Source organism: Paenibacillus sp. GCM10027626 (assembly GCF_042676285.1).
Classification (GTDB): domain Bacteria; phylum Bacillota; class Bacilli; order Paenibacillales; family Paenibacillaceae; genus Paenibacillus_Z.
Genome location: NZ_JBHTHC010000010.1, coordinates 106,096 through 129,176 on the forward strand (window position 1 = coordinate 106,096; position 23,081 = coordinate 129,176).

The following is a 23,081-nucleotide window of genomic DNA, read 5'->3' on the forward strand; positions in this document are numbered from 1 at the left end:
TCACTCCCTCTTATTTTCGCGCAAAGATTCATCAAAAACGCCCATCCTCCAGGTCATCTCCGTACGAAATCCTCCTAGCGGGGAACGCGTAAAGCGCATTGCGGACTTGCCTCCAAATAGATGATAGAGCCGCTGATTGGTATTCCAAAGCCCGCAGCCCATTTCCTCCTGCAGCGGTTCCAGCATTTTCTGATTCAGTGCTTCAAGCTGCTCCGGACTCATCCCCGGGCCGTCATCGTCAATATACACCTTGCAATAACCATCCGCAATCTCGCCTGCAATGCGGATTTCACCGGACGTGTAAGAGCGGCCAACCCCGTGAATTACGGCATTTTCTACAACGGGCTGCAGCAGCAGACGCGGTACTTGCTGAGCGAGCATTTCCTCTGGAAGCTGGATTTCATAATGAATCCGGCCAATGCGCAGCTTCTGGATATCCAAATAATTGACGATCAGCTTGATCTCCTCCTGCAAGGTCGCCGTCTCCCGCTCCATCCGTGTCGTATAGCGATAATACGCGCTTAAATTGTACGCCATCGAGACAACGGCCTGTTCATCCTTCATTTGCGCCATATTGATAATAAAGCCAAGACAGTTATAGAGAAAATGGGGATTAATTTGCGCCTGCAGCTGTTTGAGCGTCGCCTCGCGCGCCCGCAGCTTCTCGCTTAACACATTTTCAATCAAATCCTGAATTTGCCGGGACATATCATTAAAACGATAAAACAGATAAGAAAATTCGTTATGCCCGTTCGAATCGATCCGGACAGAATAATCCCCCCGCTGCACACGCTGCAAGCCGCCGATCAGCCGGCGAATCGGCCGCTGTACATTGCGGTAAAGCAGGATCGAAAAGGAAATGCCGACCGCAAACAGCAAGACCATCGTAAGATAAAACAAATTGCGGCTGAACGAAATCGGCTCCAGCACCTCTTCCAGCGGAATGACGTCCACCAAATGCCAGCCCAGATGAGGCGAAACGATCGAGCTGACGACAAAATCCTTTTTCCCCAGCTTAACGACCTGCTGCGTCGTCTCCGCAAGGCTTTGCTTATTTAAATAATCCACCAGCTCCGCTGTCACCTTTTCATCCGCGCTGCTGTTTAATATCGGCTGCTCCCCTTTGCGGTAAAATAAAGGATCGCCCTTCCCTCCGGATTTGTACGAATCCAGCATATTTCTAATATTGTCCGGGCTGAAGCTGGCTTCAACGACCAAATTGCTGCCGCTCAGCTCGCCTTGCCTGACAAGCGAATCGGTGTAAAACCAATGGAATGCTTTCCCTTGCCCGCCACTCATGATGCTATTGCTGTAGTTCCACCCTTCACGAACATTGCGTTTCAAATACGCTTCTTCATAAGCGACCAGATCGTTCGCGCTGGTAATGACCTCGCGATTTTGCTGAGAATAAACCGCATACTTAACCGGCCAAATGTTCATCATGCCCGATTGCAGCGCCATCTTCTCCTGCACAATATAGCGGGTCTGCATCCGGTCGTAACGTTCGTCCCAAATGGTCAGTCCGTTAAACTTTTGCACATTGGGATCCTTGGAAAAAGAGATGGCAAAATCCATCATCCCCGTAATCCGCGAATCGATCTGGCTGGACAAAAAGGCCAGCTGCTTCGCATTCGACAGCTGCAGTTCCTTGCTTACTACGTTGAAAGCGACGTCATTCGAATATGAATAAGTTGCCATAATCGGGATAAACAAAAGCAGCAGCAAGCCGTTCCACTTGGCAAACAAGCTCCATCTGCGGTTGATTCTGTCTTTGATGCGAAATAGGCCTGTCTTGATTATGCTGAGCATCATCGGTCCCTTCCTTCCAAGCATGCTCCCTAACAAAACCATATCCAATCCTAACATTGTCATATAGTTTGCTGAGCAAGGCGCTTGATACTATATATAACAGAGATTACTCGACTGTACAAATAAATTGTTATGGAACGGGAGAGAGCGATGAGCGCATATACAACAGAACAAGCAAAAGGAAAAAGACGCTACAAGCAACCATGGATTTTGCATTTCATGCTGCTTCCGGCCGTTATTTTAGTCTTCATTTTTTCCTATTTGCCAATGGGCGGCATAGTGATGGCCTTTCAGGATTACAAAGCCGCACTCGGCATTACCGGCTCACCGTGGGTTGGTCTAAAGCATTTCCGGTACATGTTTGAAAATGAGTACTTTTTGCAAATCACATGGAACACCTTGTTTTTTGCCTGCTCCAAAATCGTTATGAATTTGGTCATTCCGTTCATTTTTGCTATTTTGCTAAATGAAGTGCGCCATATGGGCTTTAAACGTTCGATTCAAACACTCGTCTATTTGCCCCATTTTTTATCTTGGGTAACACTTTCCGGCATTTTGATTGACTTGCTGGCCCAAACAGGTCTGGTTAATCAGTTTCTTGTAGAGATATTCGGAATAAAACCCATCTTTTTCCTAGGCGACGGCAATTGGTTCCGCTTCACGATCATTATTAGCGACGTCTGGAAAGAGTTCGGCTTCAATACGATTATTTTTCTCGCAGCGCTTGCCGCCATTAACCCGGCACTCTATGAAGCGGCTGAGGTGGACGGGGCCAGTCGCTGGAAGCAAACGATGCATATTACGATTCCGTCTCTCATTCCGATTACGATTGTCGTAGCTACCCTCGCGCTGGGCAATGTGCTGAATGCCAACTTCGACCAGGTGTTCAACCTGTATAATCCGCTCATTTATCAGCAGGGCGACATTATCGATACGTTCGTTTACCGGGAAGGGCTGCTTAGCGGCCAATTCAGCTTTGCCACAGCCGTCAGTTTGTTCAAAGCAATGATCAGTCTGATTTTAATCATCATCTCGTACCGGCTGGCCTACAGATTTGCCGGCTATCGGATCTTTTAGTTAGGGGGCAACCAACGATGTATCATAAAACTGTGCCATACCGGATTTTCAGCGTTTTTAATTACGTCCTCTTGTCCATCCTTTCCGTGTTATGTCTACTGCCGCTGCTTCATCTGCTGATGGTATCGCTCAGCGCAGCAGCCCCGGCTAACGCCGGGCTTGTCACCTTTTGGCCGATCGGCTTTACGTTTGAAGCCTATACCAAAACTTTTGCCAACACCAATTTTCTCTCTTCGCTGTGGGTGTCTGTAGAACGAACGGTTCTGGGGACGGCGCTGGCGCTGCTTGTCAATACGCTTGCCGCCTATGCCTTATCCAAAGAAGCGCAGACGTTCCGGGCGCGTAATATTTACTTATGGTATTTCGTCATCACGATGCTCTTCACCGGCGGCTTGATTCCCGGCTATCTGCTCATACTCAAGCTTGGATTAATGAATACGCTGCTCGCGCTCATCCTTCCGGGCATGGTGGCGGTCTATAACATAATATTGCTGCTCAACTTCTTCCGCGCCATTCCGAAAGAACTGGAGGAAGCCGCCAGCATCGACGGCGCCGGCCACTTCCGGACGTTCGCCACCATTTATTTGCCGATCTCGCTGCCGGCTCTGGCCACGATTTCGCTGTTTATTATGGTCGGCCACTGGAATGCTTATTTTGACGGCTTGATCTACATTAAAGATGCCGAAAAATTGCCGCTGGCCAGCTTTATGCAGACCATTATCGTGCAGGCCGACATGACCAAGCTTGATCCGGAGATGCTGGCCAATCTGTCGCAGCGCACCGTCCGCGCATCGCAAATTTTTATCGGCGCCCTGCCCATCCTGCTTGTGTATCCGTTCCTGCAGCGCTATTTCGTTAAAGGGATCGTGATAGGCGCGGTTAAGGAATAGCCCGCGAGCTTTTGCGACACCGGGAGACGCATGAGCTCTGGCTGCTCGCGATCGTATGTATAGGCTTGAAATAAACAAGAGCTGTTGTCCGATGGCGGCAACAATGTACGTTTCCAGCGACAGCGGCGGGTGGCCAACCACCGATGCCGTTGCAGAATCGATCCCTAAGAACGGAACTGTTGCGGCCTATCAGTTAACCTGTATGATTTTCAGGCGGATTGTCGCAGCAAATTAGCTGTTGACAGTATAAAAAAGCTGCAATAGAATCTAATTGTATTAATCTATAATACAATATGAACAAAGGAGTGCGTTGTCATGACGTTGCACCGGCTGACTAAGGAGCAAATTACAAGTTATCGCGAGAAGGGCTATGTACTGAATATTCCGGCTGTTTTTTCCACAGAAGAGATCGCCGAATTACGTGAGGAATTGCGAGAGCTGGAAAAATTGCTGCAGCCAAACGAGAAAATGATTCATATTCGCGATTGGCATATGGAGAGCAGATGGATCTACGATATTGCCGCTCATCCACAAATATTGGCGTATGTGGAAGATATACTAGGACCAGACTTTTTTATGTGGGGGACACAATTTTTCGGCAAGGAGCCATATTCCAGTGATACAGTAGCCTGGCATCAGGATGCGTACTACTGGCCGCTGCGTCCGCATAATACCGTTACGGTTTGGCTGGCATTTACAGATGTGGATGAAGAGAATGGGGCGATGCAGGTTATCCCGGGTACTCACCGGGCCGGGCTGATCCGGCACAAAAAGAGCAATGACGATTCCGTGCTGACGTTGGAATTGGAGGAAGGCACTTTCGACGTCTCCCAAGCCAAGTCTCTCTGCTTAAAGGCGGGCGAGATTTCGCTGCACGACGACAACGCGGTTCACGGCTCCCCGGCCAATCGTTCCGATCGCTGGAGGATCGGATTGACGATCCGTTACTCCGGTACGAATGTAAGGCGGACGCCCCATGATGAGGATTGGATCCACATCATGAAAGGCTCCGATCTGCCGGGCCTGAATCGCCAGCGCGCAGTACCTAGAGAGAAATTTGCCCGTCTGGCGCCCGATTTCTTTCAACATGATCCGAGTGTGCGATAATTGCAGCGCGCGTCTTACGCACAGCATCTTGTGCCTGGGGCATTCACTTTTACGCCTTGCCCCCTTGCACTCATGAGGCATTGAATGGTTGAAAAGAACGCCGGATCTATGTTCTAATGGGGACATGAACTTTAGTAGGAAAGGTGATAGGCATGTCCCTGTATGACAGCTTAAAAGACGACATCATCAAAAAAATCGTCCAAGGCGAGTATCCCATCGGCGGGGTGCTGGCTACGGAACAGGAATTATGCGAGCAGACAGGGCTGAGCCGGGTCACAGTCAGAAAAGCGCTGGACGAGCTGAAACGGGAAGGGCTGCTGGAGGGCGTGCCGCGCCAAGGAACGGTAGTGAAGGCGCGCAAGGGCGGCTATGCCGGCAGCATGGATTTGATTGCGCTGGTCGCCGCTGTGCACGATCCTTTTTTCGCTGTGTTTATGGAGCATTTTGAGCAGGCAGCGGAAAGAAACGGGTCGCTCATGCTTTTTAAGCAGGATTATGAAGGCAAGGCGTTTCACTCCGAACGGCTGTTTTTGCGCTTCATCCAGAAAGGTATCCGCAATGTCGTCATTTGGCCGCAGACGGACGATATCGATTTCGCACTGCTTGGCAGGCTGCAAACAGTCGGGATGAATTTTGTCTTTTTTGACCAATACTTCGAAACAGATCATGCCGATATTGTATGCGTGGACCATTATCATGCGGTAAAGACGCTATGCGAGGATATGATGGAGCAATTTGCCGGCAACCTCGTTTATATCGGCTACGATGGTCTGACGCTGTCGAGTGGGCGGCTGCGGGAGCAAGGGTTTGTCGATACTTGCGGCGAGCGGGGCATCGTCCGCCGGATCAAGTGGCAGGGCGATGCCGAAGCCGAGATTGCCGGCCTGCTCGATTCACTGGCACTCGCAGAGGGTGAGCCGGTCGGGATCGTCTGCAATAATGGCGGCGTAGGCTTGACGGCAGCGCGGTATTTGCAGGCGCACAATCTTGCCCACATTCCGCTGGCTACAGTGGATTATATGGCGGAAATGGCGGACTTCAAGATGACCGCTTATGCACAGCCGATCAAGGAAATGGCGGAGACAGCCTATCAGCGCCTGGCGACTCAAAACAACCAGGGGGCAACCTGGCATGCCGACACTTACTTTTTGCGAGGCTGGTTAGTGCGATGCGGAACGGTGGACTAAGGAACAAGCAGTATGGCCAAGGGGCTCTGTTATCAAGTGTTAACAGAGCCCTCTTTGCGTGAATTGATAATCGGATGGACTGTCTTACCTTCTATGAATTGAATTTGCAGACGAATATGTTCATAGATGTGATTTGGATTGGCAATGCGCCATATCATCCGCTCCGCGGCCCGATGGCCGGTGGCACGTACGGGAAGAAGCGGATGGGAAACATCTGGAATAAAGCTGTTTTCCTCATATAAAATGCTGACAAGCGAGCAATCCTGCGGGATTCGGATCCCGAACTCTCTGCATGCGTAATAAATCCACCCCAACTCATAGTCGATCGTATTCAGAATGGCTGTTGGCTTCTGCATCGTGATGCATTTCTTCCACGATTGCAGCCATCGCTCACGATCCATCATACTATTCGTGACATGCTGCGAGCTATCGACAGCAATGCCGACCTGCGCCATTTCTTCCTGGAAAGCAATCCAGCGCAAGCGATACCCGCGATAGCCGAGGTGATGAGGCGCATCTCCCACATATAAGATATTCCGATGCCCTTGATTCAACAAGTAACGGACCGCTTGCCGGACAGCATCCTGCACATCCCATATTACACTGTCGACTTTGGCTCCGGTCGGCGGAAAATTGATCAAAATTTTAGGTACACTGATTTGCAGCAGCTTCGCTTCAAGCTCCTCCGGCATCATATGCGAAATGAATATTCCGTCCGCATGCAGCAGCGCATGCTCCTCCAGCCAGTCTTCCCAAAACAATTCAGGCCTGTTATGTTCCGGGATAAATACGACATCGATCCGATACTGAAGCGGATCAAAGCAATCATGTATGCCTTGAAGAACAAACTGATGCGTTTCCTCCAAGAACCCCCTGTCGGAAGCGACGATAAAGAGAAAACGGCGCATGCCCTTATGGAGCAATCCCGTTCCGTCCAGCAGCGCATTTTCTTTCTGCTCTCTCGTACGATACCCCTTCTCTTCGGCCAGCTTCAGCACGGCTTCCCTTGTTTCCAAAGACATGCCGGGTTGCCCGTGAAGCGCTTTAGAGACGGTATTACGGCTCAGCCCCAATTGCTCAGCCAACTCCTGTATGGTGACTGTCCTTTTTTTTCGCATGTTGTCACTCCTTCTTAATGCCAATTAAATGACAACTAAACGCAAGTTGTCAAGTTGTTTATAATAAAGCTGTCAATGAATATTGAAAGGGGCGGGTTGCAAAATGAAGCAAAAAAAACTTCCTGAGGAGACGCTAGCTGTGTCCTATGTGGTGGATGTCGTGGTCGTTGGTGGCGGGGCCGCTGGTGTCGCAGCAGCTGTTGCCGCGGCGCGGAATGGCGCGAAGACATTGCTGCTGGAGCAGCGCGGATATATGGGCGGAATGGCTACCGTCTCACTCGTTCCCGCATTCTGTCCGTATACGGATAAAAAGAAACCGGTCATACGTGGTATCGGGATGGAAATTCTAGAGAAAATGAAGCAGCGATGCAGCACGCAATATAGAGAATGGTACCAAGATCAGCTGGACTGGGTTCCTATCGATCCGGAGGTTTTAAAATTGGTCTATGATGATATTATTCTGGAAAGCGGTTGCAGAATCATTTACCATACTTTCGTCAGTCAGGTGATCATGAACGAGGAAAAAGACCGCATTGAAGGGATCGTCATTGTCAACAAGTCAGGAAGATCCATCGTGTCCTGCAGTTATGTGATCGATGCAACAGGAGACGCAGATGTGGCCTTTATGGCAGGTGCGCCGTTTCAAAAAGGCGGCGAGCAAGGCGAACTGCAGCCCGGTACGATGTGTTACCTGGTGGCCAATGTGGATAAATCCAAATTTGAGACGTACTTGCGGGAACATGGGGATACCGGTCAGTTGCACAAAGCCGTTAGACTTGCACAAGAACGCGGGGATCTGCCACCTGGAAGAAAGGAGGCTTCAGGAATCGCATGGTTGTCCAATCACGTTGCCGGCCTCAATTTCGGTCATGTATTCGGCATTGACGGTACGAAAGCGGAAGATTTGACGCGTGGAGCGATTGAAGGTAGAAAAACGGTGCAAACGCAGCTTGTTTTTTTGCGGAAATATGTTCCCGGTTTTGAGCAGGCACACTTGATCAGCTCAGGCGAGCAAATCGGGATACGTGAAACCCGGAGAATTATAGGCGATTATGTGCTGCTGGCGAGTGATTTTTTGAATATGACTAGCTTCGAGGATGATATTGCCCGCAATGCTTATTTTATCGACATTCATTTGACAACAAGCCAAGATCAGACGACGATTAGGCAGCTTCCGGCCGGTGAATCGCATGGCGTTCCTTACCGCTGTCTTCTTCCGATGGGGATTACGAATCTCTGGGTGCCCGGCCGTGCCGCTTCATCAGATCGAATCGTACAAAGCTCGCTTCGCGTTATGCCCAACTGTTTCGCCATGGGTCAAGCGGCCGGGACTGCCGCCAGCATGGCCAACGAGAATCGCATCTATTCAAGGCAGATCAATGTGAGCGAGTTGCAGAAAAAATTGGTTGTACAAGGCGCCTGGCTTGGTGAAGGCTACATGAGTTGATAGGAGGGCTTCTGTTGGAAACAATTCACGAATGTATGCTAACGCTGAAATCTGTTGTCTATGACGATCGAATCAAACATTTGCAGCTTGCCAAGAAGGAAGCCCCGCATCAGACGATGATCTTTGTCACAAGCGGCCTGGCAACCTATTGGCTGAACGGAACGGAAATCAGCCTGATTAAAGGCGATGTGCTGTACATTCCTTCAGGAGAAGCCGTGGGATTCAACGTAAACGGCCAGCATAAGCATCAGAAGTATTCCGTCCATTTCAGCTCTGAGGCAAAGCCGGATCAATCACTGACCGCCTTGTTTTCCACCAGCGATTATTTTAAATGTCATATGCGCAACTTCGACTATTTCAAACAACGCTGCTCTATGCTGTTGCAGCAATGGTCCGACCCTTCCCCCGGACATCATATGATCTGTCAGGGGATATTGCTGGAATTGATCGGGCTGATCCTCAAGAACGCGGAAGAGCCTCAGCACACTTCCGCTTCCATCAAGAAGCAGTATTTCATCAGCCAGCTCCAGAACTATATCGTCAATAATTGCGACAAGTCGATTCGTCTGACCGATTTGGCCGATTATATCGAACGCTCTCCCAATTACGTCACGAAAATATTCAAGGATGTACTGGATCAATCCCCGATCGAATACATTCATCAAGTAAAAATTGCCAAAGCTTTTGAACTGCTGCAAATGAACAGCATGTCCGTAGCCGATATTTCCGATCATTTAGGCTATTGCGAGCTCTCTTATTTTCACCGCATCTTCAAAAAATTTACCGGCGTCACCCCTTCGTATGTCCAAAATGCAGTGAAAACTGAAAACACGGCTGCCGTGCAACGATAGCCAAACAAGCGCTTGATTCAATAGGACGGGCAGCAGCTAGTTTAAATGCCGCGGTAATCGAAAAGATCTTTAACCAATTACCGCGGCTGCTATACAGCATACCCTATAATCATATCCCCGCTTAAGCCGTCAATTCCGGTATGTTGTCTTAATCCTGCCCAGTTGTCTGTCAGCCGCGGTTAGACAGTGCCGCTGTTATTGCACATTCACCCTGCTGCCAGCAACAACGGTGTTGGCCGGAAATTCCGTAAAGAGCCACAGACTAGGTGTATCCTTGATGTTGCTGACGGCCACTTCGAAGCTTCCTGCCGGGAATTGGCCCGATTCGAGCACTACCCGGTTGCCATCGACGGTGATGTTGGATAGGGCTACGCTCTGCTGTACGTTGCCTTGCCAGAACGTATAATTGCCCGCCGTCTTTGCGGTCGTCTCATCAATCCGCTTGTTGAAGCTGATCATTACCGAGCCATTGTCAAGCCGGACCGCTCGTTTCGGTTGCGGTTTGTCGGCGTACATATATCCGCCGATATGATATTCGTACGTCGTCCAGGTTGCATAACCGTGTTGCGCCGCTTCGATATTGTACTGCTGCTGCCACGAGGCCGATTTGATCATCGTCCGCAACGACCCGTTGTCAGCTTGCAAGCCGACCGGGAGATGCGGCTGCGAGCTCCGCAGCCGATCGACGAATGGCTGATACGCTTGCATATAACCCGGGGGCAGCTGTGACTCCGGCTTGCTCCAGTCCGGCCAATGCGTCTGGAAAAAATGAATATCCGGATTCACCTTCGCCGCCATCGCTCCGGCGTCGTTCCCCTGCAGCTCACGCAGCTTGGCGACCGAATCCGGCCCGCCGTCGATGGCCAGGCTCCATGTGGCGACCAATATGTCCGGACGCGCTTGCCGGACGCCGCCTTGCCCGTTATAGATTTCGTTTAGGAAGTCGTTTACGCCATTTACCCTAAACTCGATCCATTTTTGATACAATGCACTGTTGTTCAAATAATAGTTCGGGGAACCGGAGTTGACGAAATCGGGAATGGCTGAATTGTATTTGGCCGCAAACGCGGCTTGCGCATCGGGACCCACATCGCCGTAAACCCCAGTTTGCAAACCGTTCCATTCCGGAAAAAACGCTTCCATAATTTCTATGCCATCAAACGGATAATCGGTGACGATTCTGGCAAGCGATGTTTTCTTCCATTGGACATAATCCTGATTGAACATGGAGAAGAACGTAAATCCTGCAACCCCTGACGGGTTAATTAGCCCCATCTTCCAGTTCTCCCACCCGGGAGGAAACCCCCAGGCCGAATACGTTCCGTTACCAAATACGACAAGCCAAACGGCGATCCCCCGATTGTGAAGAGCATCGATCAAACCACCCTTCACATCGTATTCATTCACGACGATATAATGGACTGTCCGATACCCGGCCAGCTCGATCTCTTCAGCAATGCTGTCGTATGATCTGCCGGCATAATACGGCCAGCTCGGATCGACCTTGATGGATGCGCCGGTCATGGCAATCGTCTGCCTATCGCTAGGATCCTTCGGTATTTCGGTCACGACAACATTGTCAAACATGGCCGACGTTTGCCATGTCCGAAAACCGATCTTGCCGCTTCGGATCGGATCCGTATCGGTGTAATCGATACTGGGAGATGCCTCATGATTGAAAAAGACTTTGATTTGATTTCGTTTCACTTCGATCTTGATATGATAAAACGTCTGATCCAGAATCGATTTCTCGGCATTCGCCGATACTTTCCATACGCCGCGATGAAACTTCATCAGCTCCAAACGTTTGTCGCTTGCCCCGTTAAGCCACGAATTGCTGCGAATCGACAACACGTAATAATTGTTTAATCCTGACTGCACGCGGAAGGCCATAGCCGCATCGCGATGGCCGCCGGTTATTTTAACATCGGCTTCATAGATATAATCTGTCCAGCTTGCTTCGCCGGCGTAGCTTTCAGCTGCAATGCCGGCGCCGGCATCGCTTTGCTCATAAACGCCGGAGGCTGCCGTCCAATTGCCGCCGACAGCCGTCCAGCTTGCAGCATTGTTGCCGAAGCTGTCTTGAAACAAAACATGCGGATCGGCAAATGCCAGCTGTTGCCCCAAAGTGATCAACAGTATGATGATCGCAACTATGCATGCCCTTTTGACCGCAAACGTTCTCATCTTCATCCTTATCTTTCCTCCCGTCATGGTGTCGGAAGCTTTAGCCGACAAGCCCCGTCCGCTCCACACTCTCGACAAAATACCGTTGCACAAATAAATAAAGGATAAAAATCGGCGCGATGGCGAGCAGCGTCCCCGTATTGATTAGCAGCGACGAATATGCGATCCCGCCTACATATTCCGGTCTTACATGGGAAGGCAAAACAAGCAGCTTGCCGGAGAGCGTCGTCGAGTTGGCCATGTACAAATTGACAAAGTAATTATCATTCCACTGCCAGACAAAGGAGAACAATAGCACAGTAACGACGGCCGGCACCGCATTTGGCAGCATAACGCTCGTAAACGTCCTAAGCACCCCCGCTCCATCGACATAGGCTGCTTCTTCCAGTTCCTTCGGAAGTCCCCGGAAAAACTGGCGAAAGATGAAAATATAAAGACCGTTTTTCATCCCCATCGCCAATGCGGATGAAATATAAAACGGCCAATAGCTTTCCAGCAGATTGACGCCGTTATTGCCGGTCAGCAAGCCATATAATCCGAAAATGTCGAAGAATCGGAAATGCAGATAAGTCGGCGCCATAATGGTCTGGGGCGGAATAACGATTGTAAAAATAACGACTGCAAACAGGATGCCGCTCCCTTTGAAGCGGAGCTTGGCAAAGCTGTATCCGGCCAAGGCGCAGGCAATGAGCTGAAGGAACGCCGTTCCCGCGCTGAGGACGAATGTGTTGCTTATCGCTGTAAAATAATCCAGGTAGCCGGCGACCAGCTTGATATTAGCTAATGTAAAATGACGCGGGATCCACACAATGGACGAATCAAACAGATCGGCTTTGTCTCTGAAGGCGAGAGACAGCTTCATAAGAATCGGATACAAGATAATAAAGCTTATACCGAATATGAGGACCGTCCGGACAACGCCCCACAGCCCATGCTTTAGCTTCTCGACCGGATTATAACGTATATACCATCCGGTAAGCGCAACTGCTGCGGGGCGGCCCTTATGCTCCAGTCGTTCCTTCATCTTATCCTCCTCCGTGTTAATCATAGTAAGACACCCGTTTCGAGATAATATAGGCTGAAATAAGCAGAATGACCGATATGACGAAAAAGTACACCCAGGCCATCGCCGAGCTTACACCGAAATTCAATTGGTTAAAGGCGACCGAACGGATCTGCTCCGTCACTTGGTTATGGTAAAACGAATCGATGATGGAATAGATCGTGTTGGTCAGCAGAAACGGCGTCATCATCGGAAACGTTATTTTCCAAAACACTTCATATCCGGTAGCCCCTTCAATTCTCGCCGCCTCATATAACGCTGGCGAAATGGATTGAAGTGCAGCCAAAAAAATAAGGATTTGCACACCCGACGCGCTCACAATTTGATAAATCCGGTCGACGGCGCTTGTCAAATAACCGACGATTTGCATATTCATGCCGGATTGAATCAAGAGCGGGCGAATGTCGATATTCTGTACGCCCCCAGCATAATTGCCGCCAATCTCCGAGCTGGCCGCGCCGATCATAGAAGCTAAATAATTGCCGCTGTCGAGCGTGGCAATTGCACCGGAAGCAAGAACGACAGGCAGAAAGATGACTGCTCTGGCCAACATCCTTCCCTTGAACTTCTGCGTCAGCAAACTGGCCGTGAACAAGCTGAAGAAGATAATTAACGGAACATTAAGGACCATGTCCAGTACGGAATTCGTTAACGTCCGAATAAACCATGGATCGACAAAAAAGACATGATTAAAATTATCCCAGCCGACAAATTGGAGCTTATACCCTGCAGGCTCAATCGTCACTTTGTTTAGACTGAAGCGAATCGACTGATAGAGCGGAATGACTAACAGAAAAATAAATCCGAACAGCCAGGGGGTGAGAAACAACACACCGAGCCAGGCTTTTTTGCGTTCCAAGCTGAGCGTTCGTATTTTCACTATACCTCTCACCCCTCCACAACATATTGCTCGGCATCGATCTTCACACCGCCGACGGATACCTGCTGTTCGCTGTAGTTCACCAAAATCGCAATCCCATTCTCATATATCGTCTTATAGACGCCCTCCTCCAGCTTTTCATGGGAAATGATCGCTTGACCCCGCACCCGCTTCAGAGCGGCGTTTACCTCCCGGTATGCCTCTGCCGCTTCACCAAACCATTGCTCGTAGTAGTCTGCATATAAATCGTTGAACGGCGTATTTTTAAGGATTGACGGATGCTCCAATATCCAGCTGTAATACACGTTGGAGCCGGTTTCGAGCGATTGGAGAATGTTGTGTCGAACGTTTTGATCGAACGCCAGATTATACGGCTTGCTGGCATATTCTACATAGCCGTGAATCACCATCTGGTAAAATGGAATCGATTCGTCCGCGAGCTGGAACCGGTTGCTTTCAAGCGGGACGTTCAGCACATGCGACGCGTAAGGAAGCACATAGGCATTGCCGCCGCTCACCATCAGGTTCGGAGCTTGCTCTCCGATGCGCCGCACCGTTTCGACTACGATCCGCTCCGCCTCCTGTCTCGTCAGCTCCCTCTTCGGTCGAAAATCGGAATGAAGACCATCGCCCAGATCGCGCAATGAGATAGCCCCCGGATTAAACGCCTCGTATCCCTTCAAGAACTTGCTGACCGCCGTCTCAAGCCTGTTCACGGACAACAGGTAATAGGAATAAGATCCGCTCTGTCTCTCGTATGTTGCCGGGTTAAACGGATACATCTTGGCAAATTTCCGCGAAATATGCTGGATCGCATCGCGAGAAGGGCTGAAACCGCCGCCGTATACTTCAATAAAGGCGGCATCCGGATACAATCCGCCCCCGCTGCGAAGCAGCCTTTCCCCTAGCGCGGTCCACTCTTGCTTGGAACCGAGCGATTTGTCAAGCTTGACCTTCGTTGGAAACCCGTGTCGGATGCCCCCGTTGAACCATCCTTTAAAATTCAAATGAACGTTTTGAATCCCGCCGCCGTCGAGCCGGTCGAGAAGCCGGTCGGCTTGGGTGAAGCTGCTTAGCGGCACCATCGCTTCATAGGGAATGCCGGCGAAATTTTCCTTTTTCGGGATGGCGCCGGCCAGCTCCAAATAAAACGGCGTGTCGCTGCCGGTTGCCGCAAGCTTTTTCATCCCGTGCTTTTGAACCAAATAATCGCGGTAACAGGCAGCCATGGCTGAATAATTGGCCTCGCCGCTACCAAGGAACATATAGCGGATCTGTAAATTGCCCTCGTATTTGCGCTCTGGCGTCTTGATCATTTCATCCTGGCTGTTCAATTCAACCTTATCGCTGGGCAGAATCGTAAATTGACTGCCAACGACATTAAAGCTATGCTTTCTGCCGCTCACATCCGCCAATATTTTGGCGAGTGCATCGCCCTCCTCAATGACAGCGAGAAAGGCGCGATCATTCTTCTTCATGCCGAATACGGGCATTCTCGCCTTTTCATAGTCATTGATCTGCTCCTCTTTGGCGATGGCGCCGTCTTCGCCATACACAGGCAGCAACAACGGCTGAGCGAGCTGCTTCCCGTTGTTCAGGTTAACCAGTGCGCCTGAACCGTCGGGCACGAACATGTAGCCTTCGTCTTTCGTATCAGCCGCTCCGAAACTTTCCAGCAGGGCGATGCTTTGAATTTTATACGTTTCACTTTCCTCCAGACTGGCTGTATCGAGCGACGCGATCAGATGGGCGCCGTCAAGCCGGTATTGTACGGTTGCCGCAAACTTCGCATTGCCTTCCGCTTCGGCTTCTCCTGCCCGGTTCTCTTCCCTGTCGACGATCAGGTCCTCGTCCGTATAGCCCGCCTTCTCCAAAATCGCCACCAGCTTCTTCACTGATGATCGCGGGATTTCCCGGCGCTCGTACACCTTTTCCTCTTCGATCCATTTATAGCGCACTTTAAGCTGTTCGCGATCCTCAGCATCGAGCCGATTTAACAGCTTCTCTTCGAAGCGCTGCTTGCTTATTCGCTGCGGCAGCGACTCTACACCCTTCTCCGGATTGCCGAAGCGATACGTCACCGTTACGCAATCGCCGGTTCGCGCAATGTCGAACTGGTTATATTGCACGCTATCATTGTAGCTGTCATATTCCCTGATCGCCCCCGTTCGGGTCAAATAAGCCAGCGCGAGCTGTGCAGACAGCCTTCCCTTCAAATGCGGCGAAGCCAGAGGGTCTACAGTGCGGTTCGGCGGATTCGAATACCAGATATAGCCATCGCTCTTCGTCATCACAGCGATTTCCGCGTTCGTCCGATTTATATATAGCTGGAGCGTATCGTTCTCCAGCACGGCTTCCATCCCGGGCAGCAGGGGATTTGCCGTCCCCGCGGCCATTCTCGTCGAGGCTGCGCCTTCACCGCCGACGCAAACCGCCGTCTCAGACGTCTCCGGCGCGCCGGAGACGTCGAGCCCCCGATTGTCGGCTGCAAGAAGCAGCCACAATCCCCCGCAGAGGATGCATACGACAATCATCAGGAAGATGATCCGTGCAAAATAACGTTTGCCATACGTCGCCACCCCATCACCCCTCCCCGATTCTGAACATAATCTCTCTATAGACAGTCGTGCCGAATACAAGCATCTGCTGCAGCAAAGCGAAAAAGAGCAGCGCCAAAAAGATAAAAATTCCGATGACGACCAGCGTGAGCAGCATCGTTAAGATCGTCTTTGACACCTGATATTGATGCACCGTTTGCATAGCAGCGAATAACAGCCAGGCAACCCAGCAGTAAGCGATCGATTCGACCAAATAGTAGAAAGACGCTTCATTGGCGGTCAATACATTGGATAGCGTAATTAGCGGAACTTGCGCCAGCATAAGCGGAAGAAGCGCATATCCGGTGGAAATCACAATCTCTTTAAACTTTCCTTCCCCATCCATCAAAGTCGTCAGCGACCAGTTGGCGATGCACCAAAGAAGAAAAGGCAGCAAAATAAATTTGATTTCATCCAGACTGTTCACTTCGTCCGTTATCCGCATATTGAAAATAAAGCCCGAATATTGCCTTTTTACAATGTACAACACGGAAAGCGACAGTAAGATAAGCAGTGCAAACCACAGTTTCCCCTTCTTCTCATACTTCAGCTCCCAAAATCCGTTAAACGGGTGGAACATCGTATACCACGCCATGCGCAGTACGCCCGGTTCCCCCGGCCTGACGCGCCTGGCCGCTGCAATTGACAGTACAGCCGCAGCCACAACCGTCAACGCAACTGCATTAAAATGATCCCACAGAAATTCTTTACGGAATCGCTCAAATGCGCGCGAGTAGTAACCTTTATGCATACCAAGCTTGAAATTGGCCATCGCTTCCAGATTGCTGCCCTTCCGCAGCTCTGCTTTTCCGACACCCAAATAAGCGATTTCCAAGTTTGTGTTTAGTTTTTGCGCTTCCAGCCATGCCGCGCTCGCCTTATCCTTCTCTCCGAGATCGCTAAAAATCACAGCATCGCGAATCGTCTTGCCATAACGCGTAGGCTTGAAAACGGTGAGCTGGTTCAGCCCTTTGTCCAACACGATCACATGATCGCCCTTCATGCCGATTGCGACCGGCATTTTAAAATTGCCAAACTGTTCACCGATATGACCAAAGAGATAGAGCAGTTTGCCGTCCCGATCATAGGTGAAAATTCGTCCTTTCCGCTGATCGAGAATGCTGTACATCCCGTTTCTGTCTATCGTCACGCTTGCAAGGGCCGATGCTCCCTTGCGTGTCCCGTTTAAACTCCATTGAATATCGCCTTTAGGCGAAAAATATCCTTCGCGCCGCAGCACATCGACTCCCGACGGATTAAGCCGCTTTACCGGTTCATTGGACATTTCCTCACTCGTTGTCGCGTAGATAAAACTATCCTTGTCGATGGCGACGTTATTGAATTCGACCGGTATATTGAGCTGCATCTGCTTCCGCTGTCTTTCCGTTGAAATCCGCTTCCAAAACAGATCAACCGCATTGAATTGTACTTTGTTCGTTCCGATGAACCGGGAGAACGACCCGTTAGCATCCAACTCGAGTATGCCGTCAAACGTTCCTTTGCTGACGACATACAGACGTCCGGCTGTATCCACGACAAGCTTGATCGGCGTATAAACGAAATTTTCACGGAACAACTCCGATTTGGGCGCTTCGATCACTCTTGCCAGCTGTCCTTCAGGCGTCAACTCGACAATTCGCTGATTGGCGGTGTCGGCGATAAACAGATGATGATGACGGTCGACAAAGATGCCTTGCGGCTTCCGGAACGTATCCGTCAGACCCGCGTTGGCAAACTTGTCGATAATGCGTACCGCATTAAAGTCCGGGTCCAGACAAACAATGCGGTCGTTGCCTGTATCTGCGATATAAACATAACCGTCATCCGATATGAACACATCTTCCGGCGAATTTAACGGTCCTATCCCCAGCTGTTCGCCGTTAATCTGCCGTATTGGCGCATATGGAACGGGGGCCGGCTGAGTCTGGCCAAAGTTAGAATAATTATAGCCTTCATACGGCGCCCCCCATGCCGCACCTGCAGGTCCGGCTGTGAGGAACAGAAACAGGAACGGGAAGATCAGCGCAAACTTTTGCATTCGTTTCACTATAGGCTCCCCCTTCCGATCAATCCTTCATGCCTGAGGCGGACATGGTCTGGATGATTTTGCTTTGAGAGAAAATAAAAATGGTTATGGGAACAGAAATCATAATCAGCGTCGATGCCATCGAAGGACCTGTCCGCACAATTCCGCCTGCCAAAATTTGTCCTAGCGCATAATCAATCGTCTTCAGCTGCTCGCTATAGATATACATCGAACCAGAAGCCCCGCCAGCCCCCCATAAGCTTTGGAACGAGAAAATGATCAGCGTGAGCCAGGCAGGTTTGACATTCGGCATCACAATGCTCCAAAAAATGCGAAACTCGCTGCATCCATCAATTTCCGCCGCCTCCAGCAATGCATCGGGAACTCCCTCCATAAACTGCTTCATCAGGTACAGCCCCAGCGAAGAACCGATTGCCGGTATAATGACTGCCCAAAGCGTATCGAGCAAGCCGAGCCACGACATCGTCATGTAATTGGTCACCTGCGTCACCGTTGCGGAAAACATCAGCGACAGCATGACGATTGTAAACAGCACGTTTCTTCCCGGGAATTTCCGTTTGGCCAGCGGATACGCTGCAAGCGAGGCAATGAGGACATGCCCTGCCGTACCGATGACGGCAATGAACAGCGTATTGAACAGATACCTTGTCATCGGGACCCAGGTTCCGGTCAACAGATGAAACAGCTCGACAAAATTGCCAAGCGTCGGGTTTCGCACGAAAAACCTCGGCGGAAACATTAAAATTTCATTAATCGGCTTAAACGCGTTATTAATGACGAATACGAGCGGCAATACCATAAAATAGCCGATTGCAGCCAGGACGAGAAACAACGCCATATCGCCGTACCAGGAGCGATTCACTTTCTTCTTGCCGAAACGAAGCACGATTCTCATCGTTATTCACCGACCTTCTTCAGCAGATGGCGAACGAGCAGATTCGTACCGAGCATGATCCCGAACAAAACAGTCGCAATCGTCGAAGCATAGCCCATCTCATATCGAATCGAGCCGTAGTCCATCAAATGCGTCACAATCGTATGCCCCGCATACTGCACGCTTGGAAACCCGGCAAGAGCGACCGCCACTTCCGCAACCCCGAACGAGGCCGTAATTTGCATGACAGCGCCGAACAGCAGCATCGGCTTCATCGACGGCAGCGTAATAAACCACAGCTCCTGCCATCGGTTGCGTATGCCATCGATCGCTCCGGCCTCGAACAGCGTTTTGTCCATCCCCTGCAATCCGGCGATAAAAGCGAGGAAGCTCGTACCCAAACTTAGCCACAGCTGTACGATGATAATGATCGGCATGACATATTCCGGCGTTTGCAGCCATAATACAGGCTCCATCACAATCCGCAGCTTGAGCAGCAGTGAGTTGATATATCCGTAGGAATCGCCGCTGAACAGCAGCGTCCAAACGATAAATGCACTCCCGGACAGCGAGGGAGCATAGAAGACAAGCGTCACGAAGGCTCTGATTTTGGGAGAAAAGTCGTTAATAATCCATGCAATGACGAAACAGGCGATATAGCTGACCGGTCCAGTAATAACAGTAAAAAACAGCGTGTTTTTAAGAGCGATCAGAAAGACGTCGTCACGGACGAACAGACGCGCATAGTTTTGCAGGCCGACCCACTCAGGGAACTCCAGCATATTGAAGTTCGTAAAACCGATGACGATCGACAAACAAACAGGCAGTATCGTAAAGGTGAAAAAGATCAGGAAATACGGCAGCAGCATCACGTATAACACCTTACGCCGTTTCGCTTCCTTTAGCTTGATACCGAGCCTAAGACGCATCATTCCAGCCGGATCGGCTGCAGCTCGTTTTCTGCTAAGTTGAATAATACGAGAGCACTCCTTTCTATTTTGTCGGCAAATGGAACTCTTGACGCTTAATTGTCAGTTCCTCATTAATGATGCGTACGAAGTTTTCCAGCGTCTCGCGCGGCTCGCTGCCTCCTTCCACGACTTCAAAAAATGCATTGGTCAAATGCCGCTGCAGTGAATAACTGCCCGGCACTTCCGGCGTGCCGACGACCCATTCTAATTGCTCGACCAGCCGCTTGTAATCTTTGGCTGACCATGGGAGCTGCTTCAGCGCCTCCGTATTGGCTGCAGCGTAACGGGCCGATTCACCAAGAATTGCTTCCATTTCCCGGCCGAACATGACTTGCGCTTCCGTGTCCGTCCACCATTTCATGAAATCCCATGCAGCCTGCTTATTTTTTGCGCTCTTAAACATGACGGTCCCGCTGGCCGTTGACAACACTTCCCGATGGATCGTTCCATCCGGTGAGACCGTTCCCGGTACCGGAGCAAAGTCCCATTGTCCCCGTATTTCCGGCGCGAATATCGTTAGAAAGTTAAATGTCGTATAATCGGCAATACCGATAGGCATTTCACCTGTGCGAAACCGGTTGATGAAGTCGAACTGGACCGGCAGCTTATAATTCGTGTATAGCTCAGTCCATTTACGGAATGATTCTACGCCTGCAGCCGAATCCAGATCGGTGGCAACCCCATCGCCCTGGTAATACCGGCCGCCGTTTTGGTACAGCATCATCTCTAGGACGGGCGTTGGTGCCAGGCCGATTTCCATATTGCGCTTCTGCAATTCGGGGATAATCCGGTAAAATTGTTCCCATGTATCCGGAATATCGAGGCCAATCTGGCCGAAAATATCTTTTCGAAAGAACAGCATCGGAAACGTCTGTGTCTCCGGTAACGCATAAATGCCATCCTTGAACGTAAAACCCGGAAATGCGCTATTCATAAATCGCTTCTTCACTTCAGGGAAATCCGGAAATTGCGTTAAATCCTGAAGCGCATTGCGCATTGCGAAATTAATGACATCTACCGCAGATATGGCTACATCGGGATTTTTACCGGCCAATGTCGCCGGCAGCAGCACCGCAGGATTGATGAGCTGCAGGTCGACTTCAATACCGGTTTTCGGCGTGAACATCGAATCAATCATCGTGCGCAGCAGCTGCGCCTGATCCCTGCCTGCCGCGATCCAGACCGTTAGCGGATCGCTTCCGCCATTACTGCCGATGCCGTTGTAATCTTCAGTGAATGAATAAGAGAAGGATAGCAATTCATGCTTTAGCCTGCCGAAAAAACCTTTATCGGCTTTTGGCATCTCCACGTTGGGCGATTTAAGAAACAAATAATCAATTAAGAGCGGTTGCTCATTAACCGTAAGGAGCCATGTGCCGAGCGAACTGACATTATCCTTGAACGCCTTCATTCTGCGCGGCAAGGTCTCCGGGTCCTTGCTAAGGTCTGCCAATTGGTAGGCTGTGGTCCGTAACAGAGTCGAACTTCCGCTGCGTTTGCCGACCATCCGGTCCATACGGTCAGCCGCTTCACTCAGCCGTTTGCTTTCTTCGCGGAATACGTCCCCGATTTCAGGAATTTGTTTGCCCAGCCGGTAATCGCGGAATTCATCAGGCACGGCTCCTGTCAGCATAATAACCTTTAAATAAAGGGCGTTTAGCTGCCGAATGCCCGATCGTACCATCTGAATGATGTCCGCCAGCTCACCCATCGAGACCTCCAGCTTCAACTCATGCCTACCCTTCGTCAAATAAAACAGATAAGGCTGCTCCGCATTCCCAAGCAACTCTGTTTGCCATGCTCCGTTATATGAAAAAGGGAGGGTATCCGCCTCAAGAAAAGGGACTTTGTCGTCAATGTAGAGTTTGCGGACAACATTAATTCCCGCGGCCTTATTTTGTTTATAGCGGAGACCTAACTCGTATAAACCGTTTTCGGGAATGTCTACTTCCCACATGATCCACTGCCCCGGCAATTTCCAATTGTCCCCGCCAATCGTATTCATCCTGATTTTCGAGACGTGGTAAGGCTCTGTCTCCGGACTGGACCTGTCGTTGAGCGGAAACAGGGACGGACTCGATTTGCGAATCGCATCTTCGCCCTGCACTTTGACGAACCTGCCGCTCGTTTTTGGATAATCGTGTGCGGCGTACATCTGCAGCAGTTCCGCATATGCTACAGGCTTCTCCGCCTGCATCAGCTGCAAGCGGTCAATCACCATCGGCTCGCGAAGGGAAACGAGCGTAATCCGATGCTTGCCTCGGGAGAAATAAAACGAGAAACCCTCGCTATAATAGCCTTCCGCATCCCGGAAAAGGGTCTCTTGCCACTCTGGCTGCTCGATCTGCCGCGGCCTCAGATCATTCCCCCGGCTATCGCGCTCCACATGTGAGAGCAGATTGCCCCATACCCGTGAAAAAACAAGACGCTTCGCTTCTTCAAACGGAGCCGCTCCATCAATTTGCAGTTCTCTTTCGATCGGGGATGTATGCCCTTCAACAGGGAAGTAGCGGATTCCGATCTGATAGAGCCCATCCTCTTCCACATTCACCTCCCAATGAATGGAACCGGAATCTTCCGTACGTACGACAGAACTCCCCGCATTTTCATAATCGTCCCATATAACCGCGTCCATTTCGTCTGTACCGGCGAACGATTCCGCTTCAATAATCCGCTTTCCCGCTGGACGAGGTGCCTCTGAATATCGGGCAATATACTGTTCGTATCGCAGCCCAGAAGCCTGATCCCCCACAGGTTCGCGATCGCGGACTACCGGGCCTTCATATGAATCTGCCGGGATTTCACTGCCGGAAGAATGCTCCGCTGCAGCGTTGAGAAAGGCGAAAGACAGAAGGACGACCGATAAAGCGACAGCAACTAATTTTGCATACCTGACCATGTTCTGCTCGAGAGCTCCTTTCTTCACCCAACCATACTGCGATAACAGGGGGGACCTGCACCGGATCAATGTCCGCG

16 protein-coding genes are annotated in these 23,081 nt (G+C 50.5%); 6 read left to right on the top strand and 10 right to left on the bottom strand.

From position 1 onward, the window contains the following. Positions 1–1,812 (bottom strand): sensor histidine kinase, encoded by a 1,812-nt coding sequence (locus ACFQ0N_RS20230; protein WP_379329504.1) that lies wholly within the window; start codon positions 1,810–1,812, stop codon positions 1–3. 147 nt (positions 1,813–1,959) lie between these two features. Here ACFQ0N_RS20230 and ACFQ0N_RS20235 point away from each other — a divergent pair, with 147 nt between their 5' ends. From ACFQ0N_RS20235 to ACFQ0N_RS20250, 4 genes are all read left to right on the top strand, one after another. Beyond that, entirely contained in the window at positions 1,960–2,886 is a 927-nt protein-coding gene (locus ACFQ0N_RS20235) for an ABC transporter permease (protein ID WP_379329506.1), read from the top strand. A 17-nt stretch (positions 2,887–2,903) separates the two neighbouring features. Beyond that, positions 2,904–3,776: a carbohydrate ABC transporter permease gene (locus ACFQ0N_RS20240; protein WP_379329508.1), complete on the top strand. Its 873-nt coding sequence runs from the start codon at positions 2,904–2,906 to the stop codon at positions 3,774–3,776. Positions 3,777–4,091: 315 nt separating this feature from the next. Continuing rightward, complete coding sequence (locus ACFQ0N_RS20245; RefSeq protein ID WP_379329510.1) at positions 4,092–4,883, top strand: phytanoyl-CoA dioxygenase family protein; 792 nt, start codon at positions 4,092–4,094, stop codon at positions 4,881–4,883. 152 nt (positions 4,884–5,035) lie between these two features. Continuing rightward, positions 5,036–6,070: a GntR family transcriptional regulator gene (locus ACFQ0N_RS20250; RefSeq protein WP_379329512.1), complete on the top strand. Its 1,035-nt coding sequence runs from the start codon at positions 5,036–5,038 to the stop codon at positions 6,068–6,070. A 32-nt stretch (positions 6,071–6,102) separates the two neighbouring features. Here the strand turns inward: ACFQ0N_RS20250 and ACFQ0N_RS20255 are convergent, their stop codons facing one another. Continuing rightward, entirely contained in the window at positions 6,103–7,188 is a 1,086-nt protein-coding gene (locus ACFQ0N_RS20255; protein ID WP_379329514.1) for a LacI family DNA-binding transcriptional regulator, read from the bottom strand. A 103-nt stretch (positions 7,189–7,291) separates the two neighbouring features. Here ACFQ0N_RS20255 and ACFQ0N_RS20260 point away from each other — a divergent pair, with 103 nt between their 5' ends. Both ACFQ0N_RS20260 and ACFQ0N_RS20265 read left to right on the top strand, forming a co-directional pair. Then, a complete protein-coding gene (locus tag ACFQ0N_RS20260) occupies positions 7,292–8,635 on the top strand; it encodes an FAD-dependent oxidoreductase (RefSeq protein ID WP_379329516.1) in 1,344 nt (447 codons plus the stop codon). A gap of 14 nt (positions 8,636–8,649) precedes the next feature. Further along, positions 8,650–9,486: a helix-turn-helix domain-containing protein gene (locus tag ACFQ0N_RS20265; RefSeq protein ID WP_379329518.1), complete on the top strand. Its 837-nt coding sequence runs from the start codon at positions 8,650–8,652 to the stop codon at positions 9,484–9,486. Positions 9,487–9,681: 195 nt separating this feature from the next. On the opposite strand, the gene ACFQ0N_RS20270 is transcribed toward ACFQ0N_RS20265, so the two are convergent. The 8 genes from ACFQ0N_RS20270 to ACFQ0N_RS20305 all read right to left on the bottom strand — a co-directional run bounded on the left by ACFQ0N_RS20270 (position 9,682) and on the right by ACFQ0N_RS20305 (position 23,004). Continuing rightward, on the bottom strand, positions 9,682–11,679 hold the full coding sequence (locus tag ACFQ0N_RS20270) for a 3-keto-alpha-glucoside-1,2-lyase-like domain-containing protein (protein ID WP_379329520.1): 1,998 nt from the start codon (positions 11,677–11,679) through the stop codon (positions 9,682–9,684). A gap of 34 nt (positions 11,680–11,713) precedes the next feature. Then, the gene (locus ACFQ0N_RS20275; protein WP_379329522.1) at positions 11,714–12,697 is read right to left on the bottom strand and encodes a carbohydrate ABC transporter permease; all 984 of its coding nucleotides are present in this window, start codon (positions 12,695–12,697) and stop codon (positions 11,714–11,716) included. A 16-nt stretch (positions 12,698–12,713) separates the two neighbouring features. Next, positions 12,714–13,616, bottom strand: a complete 903-nt coding sequence (locus ACFQ0N_RS20280) for a carbohydrate ABC transporter permease (protein ID WP_379329524.1) — start codon at positions 13,614–13,616, stop codon at positions 12,714–12,716. Positions 13,617–13,624: 8 nt separating this feature from the next. Further along, complete coding sequence (locus tag ACFQ0N_RS20285; protein ID WP_379329526.1) at positions 13,625–16,195, bottom strand: DUF5696 domain-containing protein; 2,571 nt, start codon at positions 16,193–16,195, stop codon at positions 13,625–13,627. A 4-nt stretch (positions 16,196–16,199) separates the two neighbouring features. After that, positions 16,200–18,251: a YIP1 family protein gene (locus tag ACFQ0N_RS20290; protein WP_379329789.1), complete on the bottom strand. Its 2,052-nt coding sequence runs from the start codon at positions 18,249–18,251 to the stop codon at positions 16,200–16,202. A gap of 28 nt (positions 18,252–18,279) precedes the next feature. Further along, positions 18,280–19,155, bottom strand: coding sequence for a carbohydrate ABC transporter permease (locus ACFQ0N_RS20295; protein ID WP_379329528.1), 876 nt, complete (start codon positions 19,153–19,155; stop codon positions 18,280–18,282). Positions 19,156–19,157: 2 nt separating this feature from the next. Further along, complete coding sequence (locus tag ACFQ0N_RS20300; protein ID WP_379329530.1) at positions 19,158–20,066, bottom strand: carbohydrate ABC transporter permease; 909 nt, start codon at positions 20,064–20,066, stop codon at positions 19,158–19,160. A 61-nt stretch (positions 20,067–20,127) separates the two neighbouring features. Further along, positions 20,128–23,004, bottom strand: a complete 2,877-nt coding sequence (locus ACFQ0N_RS20305) for an extracellular solute-binding protein (RefSeq protein WP_379329532.1) — start codon at positions 23,002–23,004, stop codon at positions 20,128–20,130. Between the last annotated feature and the right edge of the window lie 77 nt (positions 23,005–23,081).